A 20,947-nucleotide genomic window follows, 5' to 3' on the forward strand; every position below is an offset into this window, starting at 1 on the left:
AGATGAGGAATTTGCTAGTCCTTTTAAACTTTCTTTCTCCATATTTTGAGTAGTGTTCTTTATAGTTTTATTTTGGCCTGATCAGTAAGGAGGTGTCCTGTATATTCTAACGCTCGAAATGGAACCGATTCGCTCTACTATTACATGAATACCTATCCAGTCGTTTAAGTAACACCATGTTTCATCACAATATTTTTCGGTTACCTTATGTTCGAAACCAATAAAAACTTCGCCTTCTTTCTGACCTGTAGCGTGGGCACGAAACAGATTAGTACCTGGATCTCTCGTAATTGTGGCAATCTGTTCTGCATCTTTCGTCTGGATTATATGCTTGCCTATGTTGTAGTCAGCCCCCATATCATATACATCAGAAATGTTTTCTCTCACTGTCCTGATGCCATAGTAAAAATCAGAATCGTGTGCTTTCACTTCGATTCCGTACCGTACTTCTTCCCCATCAGAAAAAAGAACAGTGGCGATATACTGGCCAGGCTGATCGATATCAAAACAAACAGAATCATTATACATGCAATATTCAAACTCGATATTGTCAGACAACTGCACCCCATCCATCGTGGAAAGAGATATGTTTTGAACCGCATCACTAGGCAATTCCCCCTTACCAAGTAAAAGCAATAAGCTTACTGTTGTCGGCAAATGATCATCTGTTTCCTCCAGTGTCAGTTTCAGCTCACCATTTTCTTTTTGAATATGCACATAATATTTTTTAAAGACCGTACTGTCTGACTTAGAACCAGTTACAACTAGTGTGCCAATCCCCTCCTTTAATGGAACGAACTGAATACTACCTTCTCCATCGCCTTTCGGTAGCTCTTTACCTTTCACTAAAATTCCGTCAAACACTCTCGTATCCTTCTGATCAGTCTTTATATATCCAATATTATCCAAACCAATGTCACTAGCCTTAAGTGTAATCATCGGTGGTTTCATTTCTTCAGTTACTTTCAACATTTTGGCTGCTTGTCCCCTTGTGATAAAAGCATTCGGGCTGAATTTATCGGGAGATGTTCCACTCACGATGCCAAGCTTGTAGAGAATTAGAATATTAACGCCATGAGATGGTGGGTAACTATAAACTTCTACATCTTTAAAAGGATTGTTGATAGAATTGTTAGTGTCGTTATAGCGCGGCAGATCGAACGCTTTAACAAGGATTGAAGCCATCTGTCCCCGCTTAATAGGATCGTTCGGCCCGTAACGACCGTCTCCATAGCCGCTGATAATGCCTTTTTCCGCCAGCGCTGCAATCGCTTTATAGTAGCCGTTCGCTGTTGTGACATCTTTAAATCCCGGATTTTTCACGGAGGACATATCTAGTTTGATCATTTTCGCAATAATCGCAGCTGCCTGTCCTCTCGAAATGGTGTTACCGGGTTTGAACGTACCATCCGGATAGCCTCCGATAATATTACGCTCCGCCAAATCATAGACTGCTTCGGCAAAATGCTTTGATGATGGAACGTCCGTAAATTTCTTTGTACTTGCGGCAACTGTGCCAGATAAAGGCAGGCTACCCACCAGTAAAAGTACACTCAGCAGTACAACTAGTCTATTCTTCATTTCCTCGCTTCCTTTCTTTTCATTTAATAGTTTGGGGTTTCACATGCCTCTACAAATTACTGCAACTACGAACGTAAAAAACCTTTAAATCAGTAGTGTGCTGTACTGACGGAAATATTTGAAATTAGTTTCATATTTAATCAACTTCTTGGAAACTTCAAAAATTCCAGGCAAACTGAAATGGGCTAGTAGCTATATGCGAATTCTTTTATAAAAATACAGTTATTTCCTATATTGTATCTAGTTAGAAAGTTCCCCTCCTTTTACTTTGCAAAACCCTATTATTGGTATAAAATTACTTTTTAAAATAAAGATAAAAAAGGTGATAAGATGCCTTACAGGGGAAGACTATTGGCAGTTGGAATTGTGCTCTTATTTAACATCATCCGTTATTTCTACTATCATCAGTATTTGGCCTTGCCTTTTAATTGGACATTTTTTATATTAACGGCTATTTTTTTGAGTATTGCCTGGTGGGGTGGTAAGCAATTTGATAAGGCCAAGTACCTGTCAGAAAGAGACCCGTTAACCGGTACATATAACCGGCGAATCGTAGAGCAATACTTTTACCAGGCTGCAAAGATATGCGATATAAAGAAACAATCATTAGGGGTCATCATGCTGGACCTCAATAAATTTAAGGAAGTAAACGATGAATACGGTCATCATAAAGGCGATGAACTGCTCGTGCAAGTTGCCGCAGCATTAAACAAATTTGTTGGGAAACATGATTTAGTTGCAAGATGGGGTGGCGATGAATTCGTTGTTCTCGTTGACAATATGAAAGAAAAATCAGCCGACGATTACGTAACAGAACTCCAACGAGCGATTACACTGGAAAGCGTGGAGAACTTCCCGGATGTTGAGGCTTCCGTCGGCTATGCCATTTATCCTCAGCACGGAAAAAGCTTTCAGAAACTTATTCAGGAAGCGGATGCGTACATGTATCAGGATAAGAAGGACAGGTAACGATGATGTTCTAGATTTCACAACCGCCCCTTATTTTGTCAGGGGCTTTTATTAATTTATGGGGTTCAAATGCATGAATTAAAAATGCGCCCGGTACAATACCGGACTCACAATGCATCTTTCGCTTCGGAAATGATCCTCCTTAAGCTGAAGATCGCCTAAGTACGCCAATTCTTCAATAAAAAAAGGCCTAGAGTTTTTATCTCTAAGCCTTTTTGATGTATTAACCTAATTCCAATCAAGCGACAGCTGTTGAGAATTGGATGGTTTTTTATTGGCTGTTTCAGTACTATTAAAGCTTATTGAAATTCCTGTTATTCCTCTATAATATTTAACCCTTCGGAAGCTTTTGGTGCTTCAAAAAATTTAGTAACATAAAGAAACGTCTCTTCTGTATCAAAAGCTGCTCTTTCGGGTTGTTCCTTACGTCGTTGTGCAATCTGCCGTAAGCATTGCTCGTTATTTAAATTCAGGTAAATTAGTTGGTGGTTTGCATTGATTTCCAATACTATATCCAAAAACCACTTTCGCTGTTTTTGAGTGTTACCTGGAAAATCCATCACTACATTAGTCCCAACACTTAATAGATTTTGGACAAGTTTTTTTACCATTGGCTTGAACTGGGCTGAGAATTTTAGATAGTCCTCAAATGTTGATATTTGATTGGGATAAAGAGATGAGAGCCATTCATCCTCAGATAACAGTACCGCTTGTTTTTCTATAGCCAATTGTTTAGATTTAGTTGATTTTCCTGCACCCATTTTTCCACAGAAGAAGTAGAGTGTTCCTAATTGTTTCATATTTTTATCCCCCGTACTTATTTTTTGGGTTGTTGCGCCCCTTGAAAAACTATAATTTACTACCTTGTTTACATAGCTATAGTAACTGTCCTCTTTAAGTATAATTCTTCAGTTTCAATTATTCTTAGAACCCTATACCTTTGCCCAACAATATGGCAATAAAATGAAAAATATGACTGTAATAAGCCTTAAGTCTTAATTTAGTAACCTAACCATATTGCCTTCATTTACATACTGTAATAATGAATAACTATGGAAGGAGGTGTTTCTATGAATAATCAAAATAGTATTGTGGGAATTTTCCTTGGATTTCTCACAGGTGTCATATGGCTGCTACTAGCATTATTAGGGTTCATTACTGATTTTTTAACATTAATCGGACTAGGTGGAGCTCTTGGAAATATTTTAAATATTCTAATTGCGTTAATTGGCTTCCTAACTTTTATTTGGTTTGGAATATGCCTATTCAAGAAAGCGTGGCACTATTGCAGGGGGCATAAACCGGGATGCTAATGGATCTTTATAATCTTGGCAACAAGTATTATGTTGAGGCATCTAATAATTAAAATACTTGCTGACAGTCTTTAGTAATAGGCCGTTTTTATATCGTTCTTTTTAAAAGACCAAATCCACATAAGATTTGGTCTTTTAAGCGGATTCCAATTTTCGGATTTTTTTATTCTTCCCCACTAGCGTTTAATCTGCAACGTCTACTTTTAACGAATATAGCGTTAAAGATCAACAATCAATTTGTAGTAATGATTAAATGTACTTCTTGCTTAAGCAGTGTTGCTTAACATCTTACATAACTATTCAGGGCAAGTATCCCCTGTAGCTTTTTCCCTAAGCATAAACTGGTTATATGTCTAAATTTCAAAGGAGTGTATCTTGACTGATGCGAAATATGGAACAAATGCATTATGGCCAAAATACTAGAGGGATTCAAAATTGTTTATACCGCTTCACGTATATGTGGCTTAGGAACAATGACAACTTTTGGTTTTACTTAACAGCTGTCGGAGAATCAAGAGTTTATGGTTTTAGATTTTTCGGTGGAAGATGGAATCAATATTCGATTGCTTTAAGTGATATTGTTTCCTACCATTGTTCTCCCCCAACTCCAACTTTATATTAAAGAACTGCTCATAAAGGAAAAAACGGCCTTCATATATCTGAAAGGCGGTTTTTTCATTAGAAATTGAATTATTTCTTCTTATTCTCAAAAATAGTTATTAAATTTATTAAAAGGCACTCTTCATCTGATTAGAAAGAAAAAAAGGAAAAAATGCGATTGATTTTAATCGGAATACAGTATTGGATAATAAATTTGTCTACTACCATACATACTACAGTTGAGGTGGGTTAATGACGATTGTACGATTAGGATATGTTGCGATGAGTATGGAGCTAAAAAATGCTTCTCCGTCTCAAACGATGACATTTACTCAATTTCAAAAAATTAAGGATCGTGAAGCTGCCGTACGAAAATTAGAGCGGATTGCACTAAAAAATTTAGATAATACATTTAGGCTATTAAAACATAATGTCTTTAAGGACATTCATTTCTATCGGTTAACCTCTCGATTGATTCCTCTAGCTAACCATGAAGAACTGCCTGATTGGAATTATATAAAACCCTTATTAGAGAAGTTAACTGAAATTGGTGAGTACGCAGCAAAACATAATATACGAATTGATTTTCATCCTGATCATTTTGTCGTTTTGAATTCACCTAAAACAGAGGTAGTCAAAAACTCTTTAAAAACGTTAAAAATGCATTATTTTTTGTTAAAGGGAATGAAAATCGATCCGACACACCGATGTGTTCTTCATGTTGGTGGCAACTATAAAGAAACCGAGAATTCTCTGGAGCAATTCGTTGATAATTGGATGGATGTTCCAAGAGCAATTCAAAAAATGATTATCCTTGAAAATGACGATACTTCTTTTACAGTGGATGATACGCTATATTTGTGTGAAAAATTAGAAATACCTCTTGTATTTGATTATCATCACCATCTCGCTCATCATTATGATGAAAAATGGGATAATAAGTGGGACCGAATTGTCGCTACTTGGAAGGATTCACCGTTGCCAATAAAAATGCATATTTCAAGTCCTAAAAGTGAGAGAGAATTCCGCCATCATTCTGATTATGTGGACGAAGACATGTTTTTCAGATTTTTAAATGAAATCAAAGGAACAGTACCGGAAATACATTGTATGATTGAGGCAAAAAAGAAAGATAACGCGTTATTTCATTTGATGCAGGAAATAAAACTTCGTGAAGATGTTGAAATCATTGATGGTTCATCTTTTTATTTAAAGTGACAATAACTGAAACTTCTCATAGAAAGAAGCCTAAATGTTGAAGGAAATCTACAACAAGCCCCCACCTCCATTAGTGTTGAGGCTATTTGACGATTACAATCATTTATAATCGGACAAGCTTTTTCCTCTGGACTCCTAAGGTTAGGAATGAAAACGGATCTAACATTCGAAATTACTTTTAAACAATTATGAGAAATATAAACACATTTAAGTTAGGATAGCCCTCTCTAAAAGGGGCATCAATATAAAAAGGAGGTGAATGGATGAAAGAACGAATAGTCAAATGGTTGTTGGTTACGGGGTTTATATTTTGTTTGCCTATAACAATTATCATGAGCGTTTATGCGAACGAGGGACACTTGGCAGATGGTGCAAGGCAATGGTTGAAAGCTGACTTACAGGTTAATGCGGAACAAGATTTATCTGACCATATAGGAGTAACTAAGATTTCCGTGCGGAATCCTGAGCAGCCTGTTGACCTAAGAATTCTACAACAACGGTATCCAGAAATGTTTTTCTTACAAGGTCCTACAGATCAAAAACGAATTGCTTTAACTTTTGATGATGGTCCTGATCCTCGGTTTTCAAATGATGTATTAGATGTATTAAAACAGTACAATGTCCCAGCAACATTTTTCGTTTTAGGTTCTAAAGCCGTTGCTAACCCTGAAATTGTCAAGCGAATGCAAAACGAGGGGCATGTAATCGGAAATCATACCTACGCCCACCCTAACCTGGTCGAAGAAGCTGACCTCGGAACGCTTGAGAGGGAAGTAACGAGAACGGAAGATGCCCTTAACGAAATTATTGGTTACCGGACAAAATTATTTAGACCACCATATGGCTTCCTATACAATGAATTAGTCGAGAAGCTTGGGAAAATGAACTATAACGTAATTGCCTGGGATATTGATTCGTTGGATTGGCAAGAAGATCCGCCAGAAGTTATTGCTTCGCGAGTAGTAGACAACATTCATCCAGGTGCGATTATTCTCATGCATGATGGTGCAGAATCGACTGGGGATCGAACGAATACAATCATATCACTTCAACAAATTATTCCAAGACTCCAAGAGCAAGGCTATGAATTTGTCACAGTTCCAGATTTATTGAGTATTCCATTTGAGAAATAAAACTGCATTTACCTGTATTACTATATCGAGCAAAAAAGACGCCTTCTTAATAAGAAAGCGCCTTTTGCATGTTTTATAGAGATATCAGGGGGCCACCCCTATACCCGTTTCGCTGTATTTATTTAATGTACGATGTTAATGGAGCATAATCGAGCCGCCATCAACCATCAATGTTTGACCTGTTATATATTTAGAGTCTTCTGAAGCTAAAAAGACAGCAGCACGTCCGATATCTTGTTCCGGATCACCGAATTTACCCATCGGAATACCTGCAAGCACACCTTCATAATATTCCGGCTGTGCTTTGGCCCAAGCTTGTACACCTTCTGAATTGGCGATTGGTGAAATCAGGTTCGCTGTAATACCATCTGCACCAAATTCATTTGCTACGACACGCGTAATACCGCGAATCGCTTCTTTCGCTGCAGCATAGGCAGCTTGTGTTTTATGCCCTTTTAACCCGGCACCTGAAGCAAAGTTAATAATATTCCCGCGCGTTTTCTTTAAATGTGGAATAGCAGCCTGCATTAAATACCATGTAGGATAGAAGCCTGTATCCATTGACAATGCTAAATGTTCTGGAGTTGTTTCAAGGAATGGTACTTGTTTGGAAGCATGTGCATTATTCACTAACACATCTAAACGGCCATATTTCTCGACAACCTGTTCCACGACATTTTTTAGTTGATCATGCTTTGTTAAATCAAATTCAATAAAGCTAGATTGCGGTGAGTGTTGCTGTAAATCCGCTAATACGTTTGCGCCGGCTTCCGGATTGAGATCAACTGCCACAACAATTGCTCCCTCTTTCGCCATTGCACGACCTATACCAGCGCCAATACCGCCAGCACCACCTGTAATGATCACTACCTTGTCTTTTAATTTCAATACAATTTCTCCTTCTCAGAAAAATCACAAACCTCACGTGATTGTTCCCAGTATCGTTAATAAATTTTTGTTACTAACAAGTTAAATATACAACTTCATGATTTAAGAGGCAAATTATTGTATGCAAATTGAGAACAACTTTACCTTACTCCCCCTCCTCCTTTATTAATTATAATTATTTTGGACAGATTTTTTCTATAAACAGATTACAACCCCTTATATAAGAACGGTTTATACAAGTGCGTTATCTAAGACAATGAAGAGATTACAAACCTTGTAACGATGTTGTTTCAGGGATGGAAGCTAATAACCCTCGATGATGTAAAATAGCGCCCGCCTGATTTATCAGGGGGCGCTATTACTCTTTTGTCTCAGCCACCGCCTTAGCTTGTAACTGTCCAAAACAACGAAACATGATATAAAGAAAAATCCCCATCTTTTGTTAATGATGAGGATTTTGCTTGTTCTTATATTTTCCTGCACTGGATTAATATAATAATAAAAAACGAGAATACCGTTCCAAGGAAATATTTAGAAATAATATCTTCAAATGTTGTTAAAACCTTCGGGGAGCGAATTAAATCAAACATTTTTATAAAAGATCTCTAATTATTTCTCGACAGTCTTCTTGTGAGTTTTCCATTCAATTCCACTAGAAACACATCCAAAACTTACTATTAATAAAAGAACAAATAGCGTATTATGCAACCAATTTGGCATCAGAAATCCTCCTTTAATTCTATACTTTGTATTTTCCCCTAATGATCTTGCCTAATTGGTACAATAAAAAAGTAGTTTGCCGGCAACCCTCTTTGGTACCAATACACCCGTTCCAAACAATGATTATAGTCGAAGACGTTTAATACATTAAGAGTACCGACACTACAATTTTATTGAAAAAACCATCAGTAGTAGGCAATGTCATTTGAAGTTATCCTCAGCTTTTACTACTTGAAACAGTAAACTCTTGCAGATTTTCAGAGCTAAGACTGTAAGAAGCTATTTTCTTCTTCCACTGCTTGACTACATCAATGTGCTCATCGTATGTGTAAACAAAGAAATTTATTTCTTTGTTTCTACTCTTTGCTTTGATGACAAAGGGAACAACATTACTATCAGGATTTAGAAATAAATCTTCACTTCCCGGGAAGATATGATGTCTCTCTAAAAAATTTGCTTCATTAAAATAATTAGTAAATCTTATTTTTTCTTCTTCTCCAACGCTCTTTCCGTTAAAGGTTACAGTAATATCCTTTGAATCTAGTTTTGGATGCAGTGAATATTTACTCACAACCCATGCTACAACCGCACTTGGTGGACTTGTTAACATTTTAATAAGTATTCCTACAATTAGAATCAAAACAGCCGTCCATGTCATATCTATTCACTCCTTGGAATATTTCTCGATATATAATTTTGTATTTTAAAAAGTACACATCTTTCTTCCAAATATCTTCACAGCAGAACTCGTCCCTATTCTAGAAGCACCTGCTTCAACCATTAATTTTATATCCTCTTTATTACCTACTCCTCCTGATGCTTTAATGCCAACATTTGGTCCAACTGCTTTTCTCATTATCGCAACATCTTTAACAGTAGCACCATGCAAGGAAAATCCCGTTGAAGTTTTGACATAGTCTGCACCAGCTCTTACAGCCAATCTACATGCTCTTTCTTTTTCTTCATTTGTTAATAAACAAGCCTCAATAATAACTTTTACTAAGGCTTTTCCACTTGCTGCATTAACAACTGCGCGAATATCATGTTCAACAAGTGAATCGTTTTTATTTTTCAGTGCACCGATATTAATAACTGTATCTATTTCAGTTGCCCCATTTTCAATTGCATTTACAGTCTCAAATGCCTTTGTTTCCGGGGTGTTTCCGCCTAAGGGAAATCCTATAACCGTACAAACATTCACATCTGAATCACGCAAAAGTTCTGAAGATAATCTTACCCATACAGGATTTACACATACAGATGCAAAGCCATATTGTTTGGCTTCTTTACATAAATTCACTATTTCTACTTCTGTAGTAGTAGGTGAAAGTAACGTATGATCGATTAATTTTGCAAAGTCCATCTATTTATCAGCCTTTTCAATTTTAGTTTTTTGCTAACTTTCTTTAATTACACGTTTTTTTTTAAACTTAATGCCTTATTTTCCTTATACAGGAAGCACTGCTTGATATTTTAAGTGTATACTTCAAATTAGCTTTCGTAATTGTTTCGTACGGTATAAGTATCGGAATATCAGGGGGATATACTTTTACAAATTCTGCAATGATTCTTTTCTCGGATTCTTCAAAATCTACTCACATATAATGCATCACGTGAAGTTAGAGCCAATGAAGGGATTTCAGGTTGTAAGACAGAGTTATCTGTAAATATCCAACTGATTTCTTATATTCCTGTGAAGAATTGTTAATGTTTGAATGTGTAGTTGTATATCCCTCTTCCTATAACCCTTTTTCTAAATTTGTTTCTCTTAAAAGTTGTGAAAAAGTAATACATTTTTAAAACCATAAAATTAGCCTACAACCATCTTAAAGAGTTCCCATCCTTTAATGACCATCCAATCCGATGTTTTTTCAGCCATCCATTTACCATTTAATAACAAAAGAATCATGAACAATTCATGATTCTTTTGAAGTATTATGATTATAGTTGTTTAAAGAAATTGACATGCTTCAGCAAACCGTTTAATTCCCTCGGCAATCGATTTTTCATCTTCCCTAGCGAATGTAAAGCGTACATATCCTTTTTTAGAACCCATTGTTGAACCGGGAACATAGATTACACCTCTTTTAATGGATTCCTCTAGTAATTGCATTTCATTGTAGTCTTTTTTGAGTTTAACCCATATGTGAATACCGCCCTCTGGAATAGAGAATTCTACCTGATCCTTTAAATAAAAATTAAGACTTGTAACTATTTGATTTCTCCGTTTTTCTAATTCTTTCCTCAATTTTTCAATATGAGACTGAAAATTCGAGGATTCCATAAAATCGTTTGCAATCCATTGTGTAAAGCTAGAATGGCCAAAGTCTATTTGTTGCTTGGCATCAGATAATCTCTCAATTACTGATTTTGGCCCTATAATCCAGCCAATCCTTAACCCCGAAGCAACAATTTTTGACAAAGAGCTAATATATAAGACATTCCCGTGAACATCCATTGACTTTAGTGTAGGAATCTTATTTCCAGTAAATGATGTTAAACTATAAGGATCATCTTCTACTACAGGGATTCCATGTTCAGAGGATATTTCCAAAATCGCTTTTCGTTGTGTTTCATTTAGCTGAGATCCTGTAGGATTATGATAATCAGGATTTAAAAAAATCATTCTAATTCGATGCTTTTTATACAACGACAGTAAATATTCGGGATTTATACCGTCCTGATCTACAGGCAAATAATATACTTTTAAACCTGCAGATTTAAAAATTGGGAGATTATACGTATAAGAAGGATCTTCTATTGCAACTGCGTCTCCGGGCTTTAACAAACACTGTACGACTAAATGTAACGCTTGTTGTGCCCCGGATGTAATCAGAATCGAAGAAGGATTTGTTTCAATTCCCCGATACTTATTTACATGTTCTGTAAGAGTATTCCTTAAAATAGCGCTCCCTTGAGGATGATCATATCCCAAGCTACCAATGAAGGATCTTGTTGAAGTAATTTCTCTTAAAAAATTCATTGGAAAAAGGTCCTGTGACAGTTCTCCGCTAGCTAAATTAATTAATTTATGATCTACCGTTTCATTTCTTATTCGTTGCGTAACTGGTAGATTGGGCAAAAAAGACCCTGCCTCGATATATCTATTCCAGCTAGGAATACGTTTCTTGGCTAGACCCCAAATATCTTTACTAATCGTAGTTCCGCTTCCTCTATTTCTTTCAATGAGTCCATTTGCTTCCAATTCATCATAAGCGGCAACTACCGTACTCCTGTTAACATTCAGTTCCTTTGCTAAATATCTTTCAGATGGCAACGGTTTATCGGGTGGAAATGTACCATCTGCTATTCCACTTTCAATATATTCTGCAAGTTGTTTATATATTGCTTTTTTCGCTGTTCTGTCCGGTCTCCAATCCATCTGTAACACTCCTTATTTCCGTATTTCCCTAATTAGTGATTTATATAAAATTACTATATTCTATTTCATTTGCACTCAAAAATAACCATCCATTCCATAGTATTTTTAGCCAACCACATTCTTTTCAAAGCTGCTTTCAACAGCTCAATTCTCGAACAAAACCATTAGTGGCGCTGATTATTATGCAATGGAATTTAAAAAATGAGTAAAAAATTTATTTCCTCGTTTTAGAACATTTTGTGATAGATTTTGTATTTTCTTGCCTTTCAAATTTAGCGCAACTAATATGATTACGAGTTGTGTATCTTGTAACGCATAAACCAATTATTAGCCTATGAAATACCAAGATTACGTGAAAGGATATTGCCTATGGAAAAGGTTGGGGAATTTCATTCTCACTTATTCAATTTTTATTTGTAACGTTTCAATTAATTTTACTTAACAGTAAGGGAAGGATTTTCTGTATGAAAATTAAATGGCCATTTTTAGTATCAATGATCTTGCTTACTGTTTTTCTTGTTGGTTGTGAACCATTAACGGTTCTGGATCCGAAAGGACCAATGGCTGCAAGACAAGCAAGTGATATCATGTTATCTATTGGAATCATGGCAGTTGTTGTCATAGTTGTTCTTGTTATTTTAGTGTATATCTTGGTCAAGTATCGCGCATCAAAACAACCATATGATTATGAACCACCTCATGTCGAGGCAAATATTTGGGTAGAAGTGATTTGCATAGGGATTCCAATACTAATTGTAGCCTATCTATCATTTGTTTCTGTTCAAAGTAACTATATTGTAGAATCTGCACCAACAGGTTATGAAGATAAGGAACCATTAGTTGTATATGCTTCTACTTCAGACTGGAAATGGCACTTTAGCTATCCGGAGCAAGGAATTGAAACAGTAAACTACTTATATATTCCAACGGATCGACCTCTTGAGTTTAGACTTTACTCTTATGGTCCGATTACAAGTTTCTGGATTCCACAGCTTGGCGGACAAAAATATGCGATGGCCGACATGGTCACAACTTTACACTTAGCAGCTGACGTTCCGGGAGAATATATTGGACGAAATGCTAACTTTAGTGGTAAAGGTTTCGCAGAAAATATATTCAATGTCACAGCAATGTCTCAGCAGGAATTCGATGAATGGGTTAAAGAAGTTTATGAAACTGCTAAACCTTTAACAGAAAGCACTTTTAATAAATTATTAGAGCCTGGTCATTTAGGACAAATGACCTTTACAGGTACACATCTAGAATTCAGTCCTGCACCTGAACATAATCACGATTCAGTTACAGATGAAGCTGAACATGATGAACAGTCACACAATGAATCAAATGAAGAATCTGACCACAGTGGTCATTAGTTAAAATAGAAAAACTAGATTCAAAGATTACTCTTTTAATCTAGAGAGGAGAATAAAGATGGAATTCTTTGAACGTTTCGCCATACCTCATCCTAGTCCAATGATTTATGCATCAATGGTTGCAATTGCTTTAGTATCGATTGGGATTGTTATTGGAATCACTTATTTTAGAAAATGGGGTTATTTATGGCGTGAATGGTTGACAACGGTTGACCATAAAAAAATTGGTCTTTTGTACCTTTTTTCTGCCCTGATTATGCTTTTCCGTGGTGGTGCTGATGCGGTTTTAATGCGTGCTCAGCTCTCTTCACCAGAGATGAAAATTTTAGATGCACAACATTACAATGAAATCTTTTCAACACACGGGATTGTAATGATCATGTTCATGGCAATGCCATTTATCTTTGCCTTTATGAACTTAGTCGTACCATTACAAATTGGTGCACGCGACGTCGCATTCCCCCGTTTAAACGCACTCAGCTTCTGGTTATTCTTTGCAGGCGCAATGTTATTTAACATTTCATTCGTTATCGGTGGATCACCAGATGCAGGTTGGACTTCCTACTTCCCTCTTGCCGGAAATGAGTTCAGTTCATCAGTGGGAACTAACTATTACATGTTAGCTCTTCAAATTTCCGGGATTGGTTCCCTAATGACAGGAATCAATATGATGACGACAATTTTAAAAATGAGAGCACCCGGTATGACATTAATGAAAATGCCAATGTTTACTTGGTCTGTTTTTATTGCCAATGTAATCATCGTGTTCGCATTCCCAGTATTAACAATTGCTTTGTTAATGGGGACAACTGATCGTTTATTCGACACAAACTTCTTTACCTCTACAAATGGTGGTATGGATATGCTTTGGGCAAACTTCTTCTGGGTTTGGGGACACCCAGAGGTTTACATTTTAATCTTGCCTGCTTTCGGTCTTTACAGTGAAATTATTTCAACGTTCTCGGGCAGAAACCTGTATGGTTATAAATCGATGGTTGGTTCAATGGTGTTGATCTCCTTACTATCATTCTTAGTATGGACTCACCACTTCTTTACAATGGGTCAAGGTGCTTTCACTAACAGTATCTTCTCTATTACAACAATGGCGATTGCTGTTCCAACTGGTGTTAAAATCTTTAACTGGTTATTTACGATGTGGAAAGGGAAAATTCGTTTTACTGTACCAATGCTGTATTCTATAGGATTTATCCCATTATTTACAGTTGGTGGGGTTACAGGTGTTATGCTTGCCATGTCAGCCGCGGACTATCAATATCATAATACAATGTTCTTGGTAGCTCACTTCCACAACACTATTATTCCTGGTGTCGTATTTGCTATGCTGGCCGGATTAACTTATTATTGGCCGAAATTCTTCGGTTACATGTTAAATGAGAAAATTGGTAAGTTAACTTTCTGGTTACTTACAGTAGGTTTTGTACTTTCTTTCTTCCCAATGTATATCACTGGATTAGACGGTCAAGCACGTCGTATATACACTTACTCAGAAGCAACTGGCTTTGGACCATTAAACATGGTTTCTTTCGTTGGTGCTGCATTGATGGCAATTGGGTTCTTAACACTCGTTTATACAATTTACTATAGTTACAAAAACTCACCGCGAAACATCGGTAGTGACCCATGGGATGCTCGCTCATTAGAATGGGCTACTCATACACCGATTCCAGAATATAATTTTGCAAGATTACCTTATGTTACATCAAGTGAAGCATTCTGGGATGCAAAGAAAAAAGAGCATCAATTATTTAAAGGTGTACTAAAAGATATTCATATGCCAAATAACAGCGGCGTTCCATTCATTATGGGAATCATTTTCTTCGTTGCTGGATTCTCATTCATCTTTTCATTATGGGCCCCTGCTGTGATTGCATTAATCGGAATTTTCGTTTGTATGGCTCTTCGTTCATTCGAAAAAGATCATGGACGCCATATTCATGTAAAAGAAATTAAAGAAATAGAAGCACAATATGAGGAGGTGCAAGGTAATGAAGCTTAATCACGCACAACCGCTCGAGTATAGTACTGATCAAAATCAGTTAAATATTTTAGGCTTCTGGATTTTCCTTGGTGCTGAAATTATGCTGTTCGCTACCCTATTCACGGCTTACTTCGTACTAGAAGGTAGAACTGGTAGCGGTCCAACACCTGCTGAAATTTTTGAAATTACACCCGTATTAATTGAGACATTTGTTTTGCTAACAAGTAGTTTCACAATAGGTCTCGGTGTTCATGCGATGAGACTTGGTCGTAAAAATGCGATGCTAACTTTCTTTGGAATTACCCTACTACTTGGGTTAGTGTTCCTGGGCGTGGAGATTTATGAATTTATTCATTATTACCATGTTGAAGCAACATATCAAACTAGTGCCTTTACAGCTGCACTGTTAACAACATTAGGTACACATGGTGCTCACGTAACGTTAGGTTTATTCTGGGGATTATTCATTATTCTACAGGTAAAAAAACGTGGGTTAACACCTGAAACAGCAAATAAATCATTTATCTTCTCACTTTACTGGCATTTCTTAGATGTTGTTTGGATCTTTATCTTCAGCTTCATCTATCTGAAAGGAATGATGTAATATGAAGGAATTATTCCCTGTAAAACAGGTGATGGGCTTCGTCTTTTCATTGGCACTAACAGTAGTCGCAATGATAGTTTACTTTACAGATATGACATTCGCTGGTGGCATGACAATACTTTTAATAACTGCCTTCATTCAGGCATTCTTACAGCTCGTTGTCTTCATGCATGCTGGTGAATCAAAAGATGGCTCAGCCATTTATACAAATATCCTGTACGGTGTCATTCTCGCAGCTATAACTATATTCGGTTCATTATTGATTCTGATTTGGGATATGTAAAAAATAAAAAGAAGCTTGAGACATGTTCTCCATGTTCTCAAGCTTTTTGAATAGATAAAAATTGTTTGAACTAAGGTATAAAAAATTCTCGACCTTTCCCTCTTACTAATCGAGGATTCATAAACGATTATCAATAAAGGATATAAAGCATAATAAAGGTCCCTTATGACAACTCAGTTTTCCTTAGAATCCGGGTCAACGTAGTGTCCCCCTTCATTTTAGAAAGTGTTGGGGGATTTTTTGTTTTTAACCAGTTTTCCACTGGTTAGCGAAATCTATAACGCCGAGATTATACTTTACTAATCCCAATAATTAAACACTAAATCTCCTACCGTCTGTGATCTGAAATGATTCATAAAACGGAGCTCAACATCATTAAGTTCATTTTCATTCATCAGAACAATACCACTGCCTTTTGTTTGATATACTAAGGGCTCTGCTAATTGTGATGCAGTTAATACTATATAGCGATTAGCAAACAAGGCGCCCAATAATTTATGATCAGTAAAGTTTAAGCCTCTAATATCACAATTGCTAGTGAAGGCTATATAATCATACATATTATTATGAAAAATATATAACTCTTCCCCATCGATTTTTACATGAGCATGGGCATACCCCAGATTAATATCAGGTTCATAAAAAGCCAAAATGCTACCATTTAATTGCTGAACATATGCGTAGCAATATTTTTTAAATTCAGCAGTATGTGCTACCCAATCACGCTCAAGTGATAAATCATCTGCACTAAAGCCTGTTACGCCTCTTTTTAAAATCATACATAAAGCACCCCTCTCTACGTTCTCCTTTAGATTGCCATAGCTACTGTAATTAAAGCAAAAAAGTATATCCTGATAAAATCAAGATATACTCCATTAGCTGTAAACGCTAAACCATACCCTCTCTTTGAATCATGAGGATCCAGGAGGTATCAGTGCACAATTCTTTAATCATTACTGATACTTTTGTTTTTCGTTTTGTGCTGGAAATTTACAAAATAAATGCTTATGGCTACTAACAGCATCCCGATAACCAGCGAATAGGTCACCGTTTCTCCTAAGAATAGTACTCCGAGAAGAACAGCGACAATCGGAATGAGAAACGTATAGGAACCAACTTTGCTTGCCTCACCAGCGTTAACTAAATTGTAGTAAAGGATGTAAGCTAACGGTATGCCAATGGTCGCACCAAAGCCGAGCCCTGATAGATAATTCCGATTCCATTCGATGGCAGACCAGCTTTCAAACACCGATCCGGTACCTAAAAGAAAAACCCCGCCAATGATACATTGAAGTGCTACCATCCAATACGCATCTACTTCTTTGCTTATTTTCTTTACGTAAATTACTCCGAACGCCCAGCTTACAGCAGTTAGTAACCCGAGCGTAACGCCGATTGCTGAAACATGGACTGTCAGACCATCCACACTAACGACCACTACCCCTACAAATCCTAGAAATAAACCGAGGATTTTGACAGGTGATAAATATTCACCGAGTAATAGCCAAGCGAAAAGGCCAAGTAAGATCGGTTGAAAATAGACAAGAACGGAAAACAAGCCACTCGGTAAATAGAGCAATCCTGCCGTCTGAAGTCCGAAAAAAAGAATCGTATTAAAAAAAGCCCCAATACAATACTTTTTCCAGTTTTCCCGCCAATTGACTCTTTTCCTAGTCTTCCAAATGATAATTGTCAGCAGGATGCCTCCTAAAAGTGCACGTTGTCCGGCATAAAGTAATGGCGGTGAGTAGGGTACAGCTAATTTATTGATTGGCCAGCTCGCGCCCCAGATCAAGATGAGGGCAATAAGTGCAGCAGTCGATTTTTTAAACACTATCTAAATCCCCTTTCATCGACAAAAAGCATGTCCCAATAATCACTACAAAGTTCAAAGAGACGATGCACGGTTGCATCGCCTCACATTAGTAAGAGTATTACCACACCCTACCTTTACAATCTATCTTACTATGAAAGTATGATTCCACATACATCTATAACACACTGAATGCTTCATCCTTTATATCACTGATGAACATATGTCCTGGTGCATGAGTAATCATAATCGAAGGCTTACTTTCCATCGCAACAGCTTGAGGTGTCACACCACAAGCCCAAAATACCGGAACCTCCCCTGGTTTAAATGGGACAGCATCTCCAAAATCAGGTTTTGTAATATCCTTGATGCCAATTTGGCTAGGATCCCCAATATGTATTGGCGCACCGTGTACTGCCGGGAAACGTGACGTAATCTGGACTGCACGGATGGCATCCTCTGGCGTCATTGGTCGCATACTAACGACTGTCGGCCCCTCGAACATACCTGCTTTGTTACTCATAATGTTCGTTTTGTACATCGGAACATTGCAGTTTTCCTCGATATGTCTAATCGGAATACCGCTCTCAAGAAGTGGGGTTTCAAATGTAAAGCTACAACCGATCAAGAAGCCAACCATATCGTCTTCCCAGTACTCCGTAATATCTGCCACTTCTTCTGTAAATACACCATTTCGGTAAATACGATATTTCGGGATGTCTTTACGGATATCTGCATTTTCGGCAATCATAGCAGGAATATATGAACCAGGCTCCGTCACGTCCAGTAAAGGGCATGACTTCGGATTCCGCTGACAGAAAAGCAAAAAGTCAAAGGCATGTTCCTTTTTTAAAATAACCAAGTTCGCTTGTGTATTACCTTTTGACATTCCTGCAGTCGGTCCAGTAATCTCTTGATTTCTTATCAACTCTCTTATTTCTTTCGGCTCTAACATTCCATAGTTCACCATAAAACCCCTCCCGAATTTGTATTCTTATTCCTTTATTTAAAAACCAATGGTACTTGTTCAATCAAAGTCACGACACTTAAAACACCCATGATTACCACGACAAAAGCGCCCGTAACCGTCAACCATATCGGATGTTTATATGTACCAACAATATTTTTCTTATGTGCAGCAATTAATAACGTACCTAAACCGATTGGCAAAATAAAGGCATTCAACGCTCCTACAATAAGCAAGATTGTTACCGGCTTTCCAACAAAAGCAAACGTTACTGTTGAAATAACGATAAACGCAATGATAACCCAATTTTGAAACTTCTCAATGAGAGGGTGAAACGTTCGGATAAATGAAACCGACGTATATGCAGCACCTACAACAGATGTTACTGCCGCAGCCCACATAATTACACCAAACATACGATAACCAATGTCACCTGCAGCTAGCTGGAATACAGAAGCTGGCGGATTCGCTGGATCGATCGCTAGTCCTTTTGATACTACTCCAAGTACAGCCAAGAATAATGCTACACGCATAACACCGGTAACAAGAATTCCTGTAACAGAGCTTTTCGTAACTTCCGGCAATGATTCAACACCTTTAATACCTGCATCTAATAGACGGTGTCCGCCTGCAAATGTAATATATCCCCCTACCGTTCCACCAACAAGCGTAACAATAGCGAATATACTGATTTGCTCCGGTTTAAACGTATTCACAATCGCCTCTCCAACCGGCGGCGATGTAGTAAATGCCACGTACAGCATGAGGAGAATCATTACAACCCCTGCAATTTGTGCGAATTTATCCATCGCTTTACCTGCTTCTTTCACAACAAATATAAAAATTGCTAAAATCGCACTGACAACAGCACCTGTAATCGGATCCCAGCCAAGCATGGCATTCAGACCCAAGCCTGCACCTGCTACGTTTCCGATATTAAATGCCAAACCGCCAATTACGATAAGTATTGCCAAAACAACGCCCAGCCCAGGTAACACCTTGTTGGCAATTTCTTGTCCACGCAATCCGGAAACGGCAATGATTCTCCAAATATTCATTTGAGAAAAGATGTCTAGTAATAATGAAATTAAAATAACAAAGGCAAAGCTAGCAGCCAATTGCTGTGTAAATACAGTAGTCTGTGTCAAAAAGCCCGGTCCAATCGATGATGTGGCCATTAAAAAGGCTGCTCCAAGTAAAACACTTCTACTTACCTTCTTTTTCCCGGTAACGTTGACATCTTTTTGTGTCGCGTCAGTTTTAGGATTTTTCATATTAAACCTCCAAATTACAGATTGCATCTACAGTAATATTGTTCTTAGTCAATGTTTCGTTTATATATTTTGCAAAGGCGAATGCATGTGCACCATCACCGTGAATACAAATAGTATCTGCTCGCAGCGGAACTTCTGTTTTTTGCTCAGAAACTACGACTCCTTTTGTCACCATTTTCACTATTTGCGCTACAGATTGCTCTTGATCTGTAATCATCGCATTCTTTTGTGATCGAGAAGTTAAAGACCCGTCTGCTTGATACGTCCGGTCTGCAAATACTTCGTGTGCCGTTCGTAAACCAATCTTTTCTCCCGCCTTCGTCAATTCACTGCCGGAAAGCCCAAATAATATCAATGATGGGGATACATCATATACTGCTTGTGCAATGGCTTCGGCAAGTTTTGGATCCTTTGCCGCCATATTGTACAGAGCACCGTGGGGTTTTACATGCTGCATTTTTTCATTAAATGTCATTAAAAATCCTTGCAATGCACCAATTTGATAGACGACCATGTCATATCCTTCTTGAGGAGTAATCGCCATTTCTCTTCGCCCGAATCCGTTCAAATCCGGCAAACCAGGATGCGCACCAATTTTGACACCATTGGAAATGGCCATCTTCACTGTTTCTCTCATCACACTCGGATCTCCGCCATGAAAACCGCAGGCAATATTTGCAGATGTAACGTATTTCAAAATTTCTTCCTGCTCCCCAAGTTTATAGCGACCAAAACTCTCCCCTAAATCACAATTCAAATCTACTTGAAACATATTTCTCCCCTCCATTGATAATCGTTTAATAATTAGTAAGTATTTTCGAAGTTCCCGA

At 37.4% G+C, this 20,947-nt stretch carries 19 protein-coding genes and 1 pseudogene; 8 read left to right on the plus strand and 12 right to left on the minus strand.

Annotated elements, in window-relative coordinates; translation table 11 throughout:
• Window positions 1-81: 81 nt before the first annotated feature.
• A complete protein-coding gene (locus tag MHH44_RS17015; RefSeq protein ID WP_238541471.1) occupies window positions 82-1,539 on the minus strand; it encodes an S-layer homology domain-containing protein in 1,458 nt (485 codons plus the stop codon).
• 393 nt (window positions 1,540-1,932) lie between these two features.
• On the opposite strand from MHH44_RS17015, the gene MHH44_RS17020 reads away from it, so the two are divergent.
• The gene (locus tag MHH44_RS17020; RefSeq protein ID WP_340799137.1) at window positions 1,933-2,550 is read left to right on the plus strand and encodes a GGDEF domain-containing protein; all 618 of its coding nucleotides are present in this window, start codon (window positions 1,933-1,935) and stop codon (window positions 2,548-2,550) included.
• Window positions 2,551-2,864: 314 nt separating this feature from the next.
• Here the strand turns inward: MHH44_RS17020 and MHH44_RS17025 are convergent, their stop codons facing one another.
• Entirely contained in the window at window positions 2,865-3,350 is a 486-nt protein-coding gene (locus MHH44_RS17025; protein ID WP_340799138.1) for an AAA family ATPase, read from the minus strand.
• 270 nt (window positions 3,351-3,620) lie between these two features.
• Between MHH44_RS17025 and MHH44_RS17030 the strand changes: the two genes are divergently transcribed.
• The 3 genes from MHH44_RS17030 to MHH44_RS17040 all read left to right on the plus strand — a co-directional run bounded on the left by MHH44_RS17030 (window position 3,621) and on the right by MHH44_RS17040 (window position 6,814).
• The gene (locus MHH44_RS17030; protein ID WP_008405405.1) at window positions 3,621-3,863 is read left to right on the plus strand and encodes a hypothetical protein; all 243 of its coding nucleotides are present in this window, start codon (window positions 3,621-3,623) and stop codon (window positions 3,861-3,863) included.
• 852 nt (window positions 3,864-4,715) lie between these two features.
• The gene (uvsE, locus tag MHH44_RS17035; RefSeq protein ID WP_340799139.1) at window positions 4,716-5,681 is read left to right on the plus strand and encodes a UV DNA damage repair endonuclease UvsE; all 966 of its coding nucleotides are present in this window, start codon (window positions 4,716-4,718) and stop codon (window positions 5,679-5,681) included.
• Between the two features lie 263 nt (window positions 5,682-5,944).
• A complete protein-coding gene (locus tag MHH44_RS17040) occupies window positions 5,945-6,814 on the plus strand; it encodes a polysaccharide deacetylase family protein (RefSeq protein WP_340799140.1) in 870 nt (289 codons plus the stop codon).
• Between the two features lie 135 nt (window positions 6,815-6,949).
• On the opposite strand, the gene MHH44_RS17045 is transcribed toward MHH44_RS17040, so the two are convergent.
• From MHH44_RS17045 to pdxR, 5 genes and pseudogenes are all read right to left on the minus strand, one after another.
• Window positions 6,950-7,702 (minus strand): SDR family NAD(P)-dependent oxidoreductase, encoded by a 753-nt coding sequence (locus MHH44_RS17045; protein WP_340799141.1) that lies wholly within the window; start codon window positions 7,700-7,702, stop codon window positions 6,950-6,952.
• A gap of 937 nt (window positions 7,703-8,639) precedes the next feature.
• Complete coding sequence (locus tag MHH44_RS17050; protein ID WP_008405409.1) at window positions 8,640-9,080, minus strand: YfmQ family protein; 441 nt, start codon at window positions 9,078-9,080, stop codon at window positions 8,640-8,642.
• Between the two features lie 45 nt (window positions 9,081-9,125).
• Window positions 9,126-9,785, minus strand: a complete 660-nt coding sequence (gene deoC / locus MHH44_RS17055) for a deoxyribose-phosphate aldolase (RefSeq protein ID WP_008405410.1) — start codon at window positions 9,783-9,785, stop codon at window positions 9,126-9,128.
• Window positions 9,786-9,894: 109 nt separating this feature from the next.
• Window positions 9,895-10,075, minus strand: a pseudogene (locus tag MHH44_RS21220) (Orn/Lys/Arg family decarboxylase); the annotation flags it as partial.
• A gap of 298 nt (window positions 10,076-10,373) precedes the next feature.
• Entirely contained in the window at window positions 10,374-11,804 is a 1,431-nt protein-coding gene (pdxR, locus tag MHH44_RS17065) for a MocR-like pyridoxine biosynthesis transcription factor PdxR (RefSeq protein ID WP_008405411.1), read from the minus strand.
• A 464-nt stretch (window positions 11,805-12,268) separates the two neighbouring features.
• Here pdxR and qoxA point away from each other — a divergent pair, with 464 nt between their 5' ends.
• From qoxA to qoxD, 4 genes are read left to right on the plus strand one after another with little or no spacing between them, the layout of a single operon-like run.
• Window positions 12,269-13,177 carry a cytochrome aa3 quinol oxidase subunit II gene (qoxA, locus tag MHH44_RS17070; protein ID WP_340799142.1) on the plus strand — a complete coding sequence of 303 codons (909 nt, stop codon included), beginning with the start codon at window positions 12,269-12,271 and terminating at the stop codon, window positions 13,175-13,177.
• Between the two features lie 58 nt (window positions 13,178-13,235).
• Window positions 13,236-15,194, plus strand: coding sequence for a cytochrome aa3 quinol oxidase subunit I (gene qoxB / locus MHH44_RS17075; protein WP_340799143.1), 1,959 nt, complete (start codon window positions 13,236-13,238; stop codon window positions 15,192-15,194).
• Window positions 15,184-15,780 carry a cytochrome aa3 quinol oxidase subunit III gene (qoxC, locus tag MHH44_RS17080; protein ID WP_008405414.1) on the plus strand — a complete coding sequence of 199 codons (597 nt, stop codon included), beginning with the start codon at window positions 15,184-15,186 and terminating at the stop codon, window positions 15,778-15,780. The genes qoxB and qoxC overlap by 11 nt, the downstream gene beginning before the upstream one ends.
• Window position 15,781: 1 nt before the next feature.
• Complete coding sequence (gene qoxD, locus MHH44_RS17085; RefSeq protein WP_340799144.1) at window positions 15,782-16,063, plus strand: cytochrome aa3 quinol oxidase subunit IV; 282 nt, start codon at window positions 15,782-15,784, stop codon at window positions 16,061-16,063.
• Window positions 16,064-16,362: 299 nt separating this feature from the next.
• On the opposite strand, the gene MHH44_RS17090 is transcribed toward qoxD, so the two are convergent.
• The 5 genes from MHH44_RS17090 to MHH44_RS17110 all read right to left on the minus strand — a co-directional run bounded on the left by MHH44_RS17090 (window position 16,363) and on the right by MHH44_RS17110 (window position 20,889).
• Window positions 16,363-16,842 carry a hypothetical protein gene (locus MHH44_RS17090; RefSeq protein WP_340799145.1) on the minus strand — a complete coding sequence of 160 codons (480 nt, stop codon included), beginning with the start codon at window positions 16,840-16,842 and terminating at the stop codon, window positions 16,363-16,365.
• 167 nt (window positions 16,843-17,009) lie between these two features.
• Window positions 17,010-17,897 (minus strand): DMT family transporter, encoded by an 888-nt coding sequence (locus tag MHH44_RS17095; protein ID WP_445683045.1) that lies wholly within the window; start codon window positions 17,895-17,897, stop codon window positions 17,010-17,012.
• Window positions 17,898-18,054: 157 nt separating this feature from the next.
• Window positions 18,055-18,846 carry a putative hydro-lyase gene (locus MHH44_RS17100; RefSeq protein ID WP_340799146.1) on the minus strand — a complete coding sequence of 264 codons (792 nt, stop codon included), beginning with the start codon at window positions 18,844-18,846 and terminating at the stop codon, window positions 18,055-18,057.
• Window positions 18,847-18,878: 32 nt separating this feature from the next.
• The gene (locus tag MHH44_RS17105) at window positions 18,879-20,117 is read right to left on the minus strand and encodes an NRAMP family divalent metal transporter (protein WP_340799148.1); all 1,239 of its coding nucleotides are present in this window, start codon (window positions 20,115-20,117) and stop codon (window positions 18,879-18,881) included.
• A gap of 1 nt (window position 20,118) precedes the next feature.
• On the minus strand, window positions 20,119-20,889 hold the full coding sequence (locus MHH44_RS17110; protein ID WP_340799149.1) for a LamB/YcsF family protein: 771 nt from the start codon (window positions 20,887-20,889) through the stop codon (window positions 20,119-20,121).
• Window positions 20,890-20,947 lie beyond the last annotated feature (58 nt).

Origin of the sequence: Solibacillus sp. FSL K6-1126 (assembly GCF_038003445.1) — a bacterium.
In the GTDB taxonomy this organism is placed as follows: domain Bacteria; phylum Bacillota; class Bacilli; order Bacillales_A; family Planococcaceae; genus Solibacillus; species Solibacillus silvestris.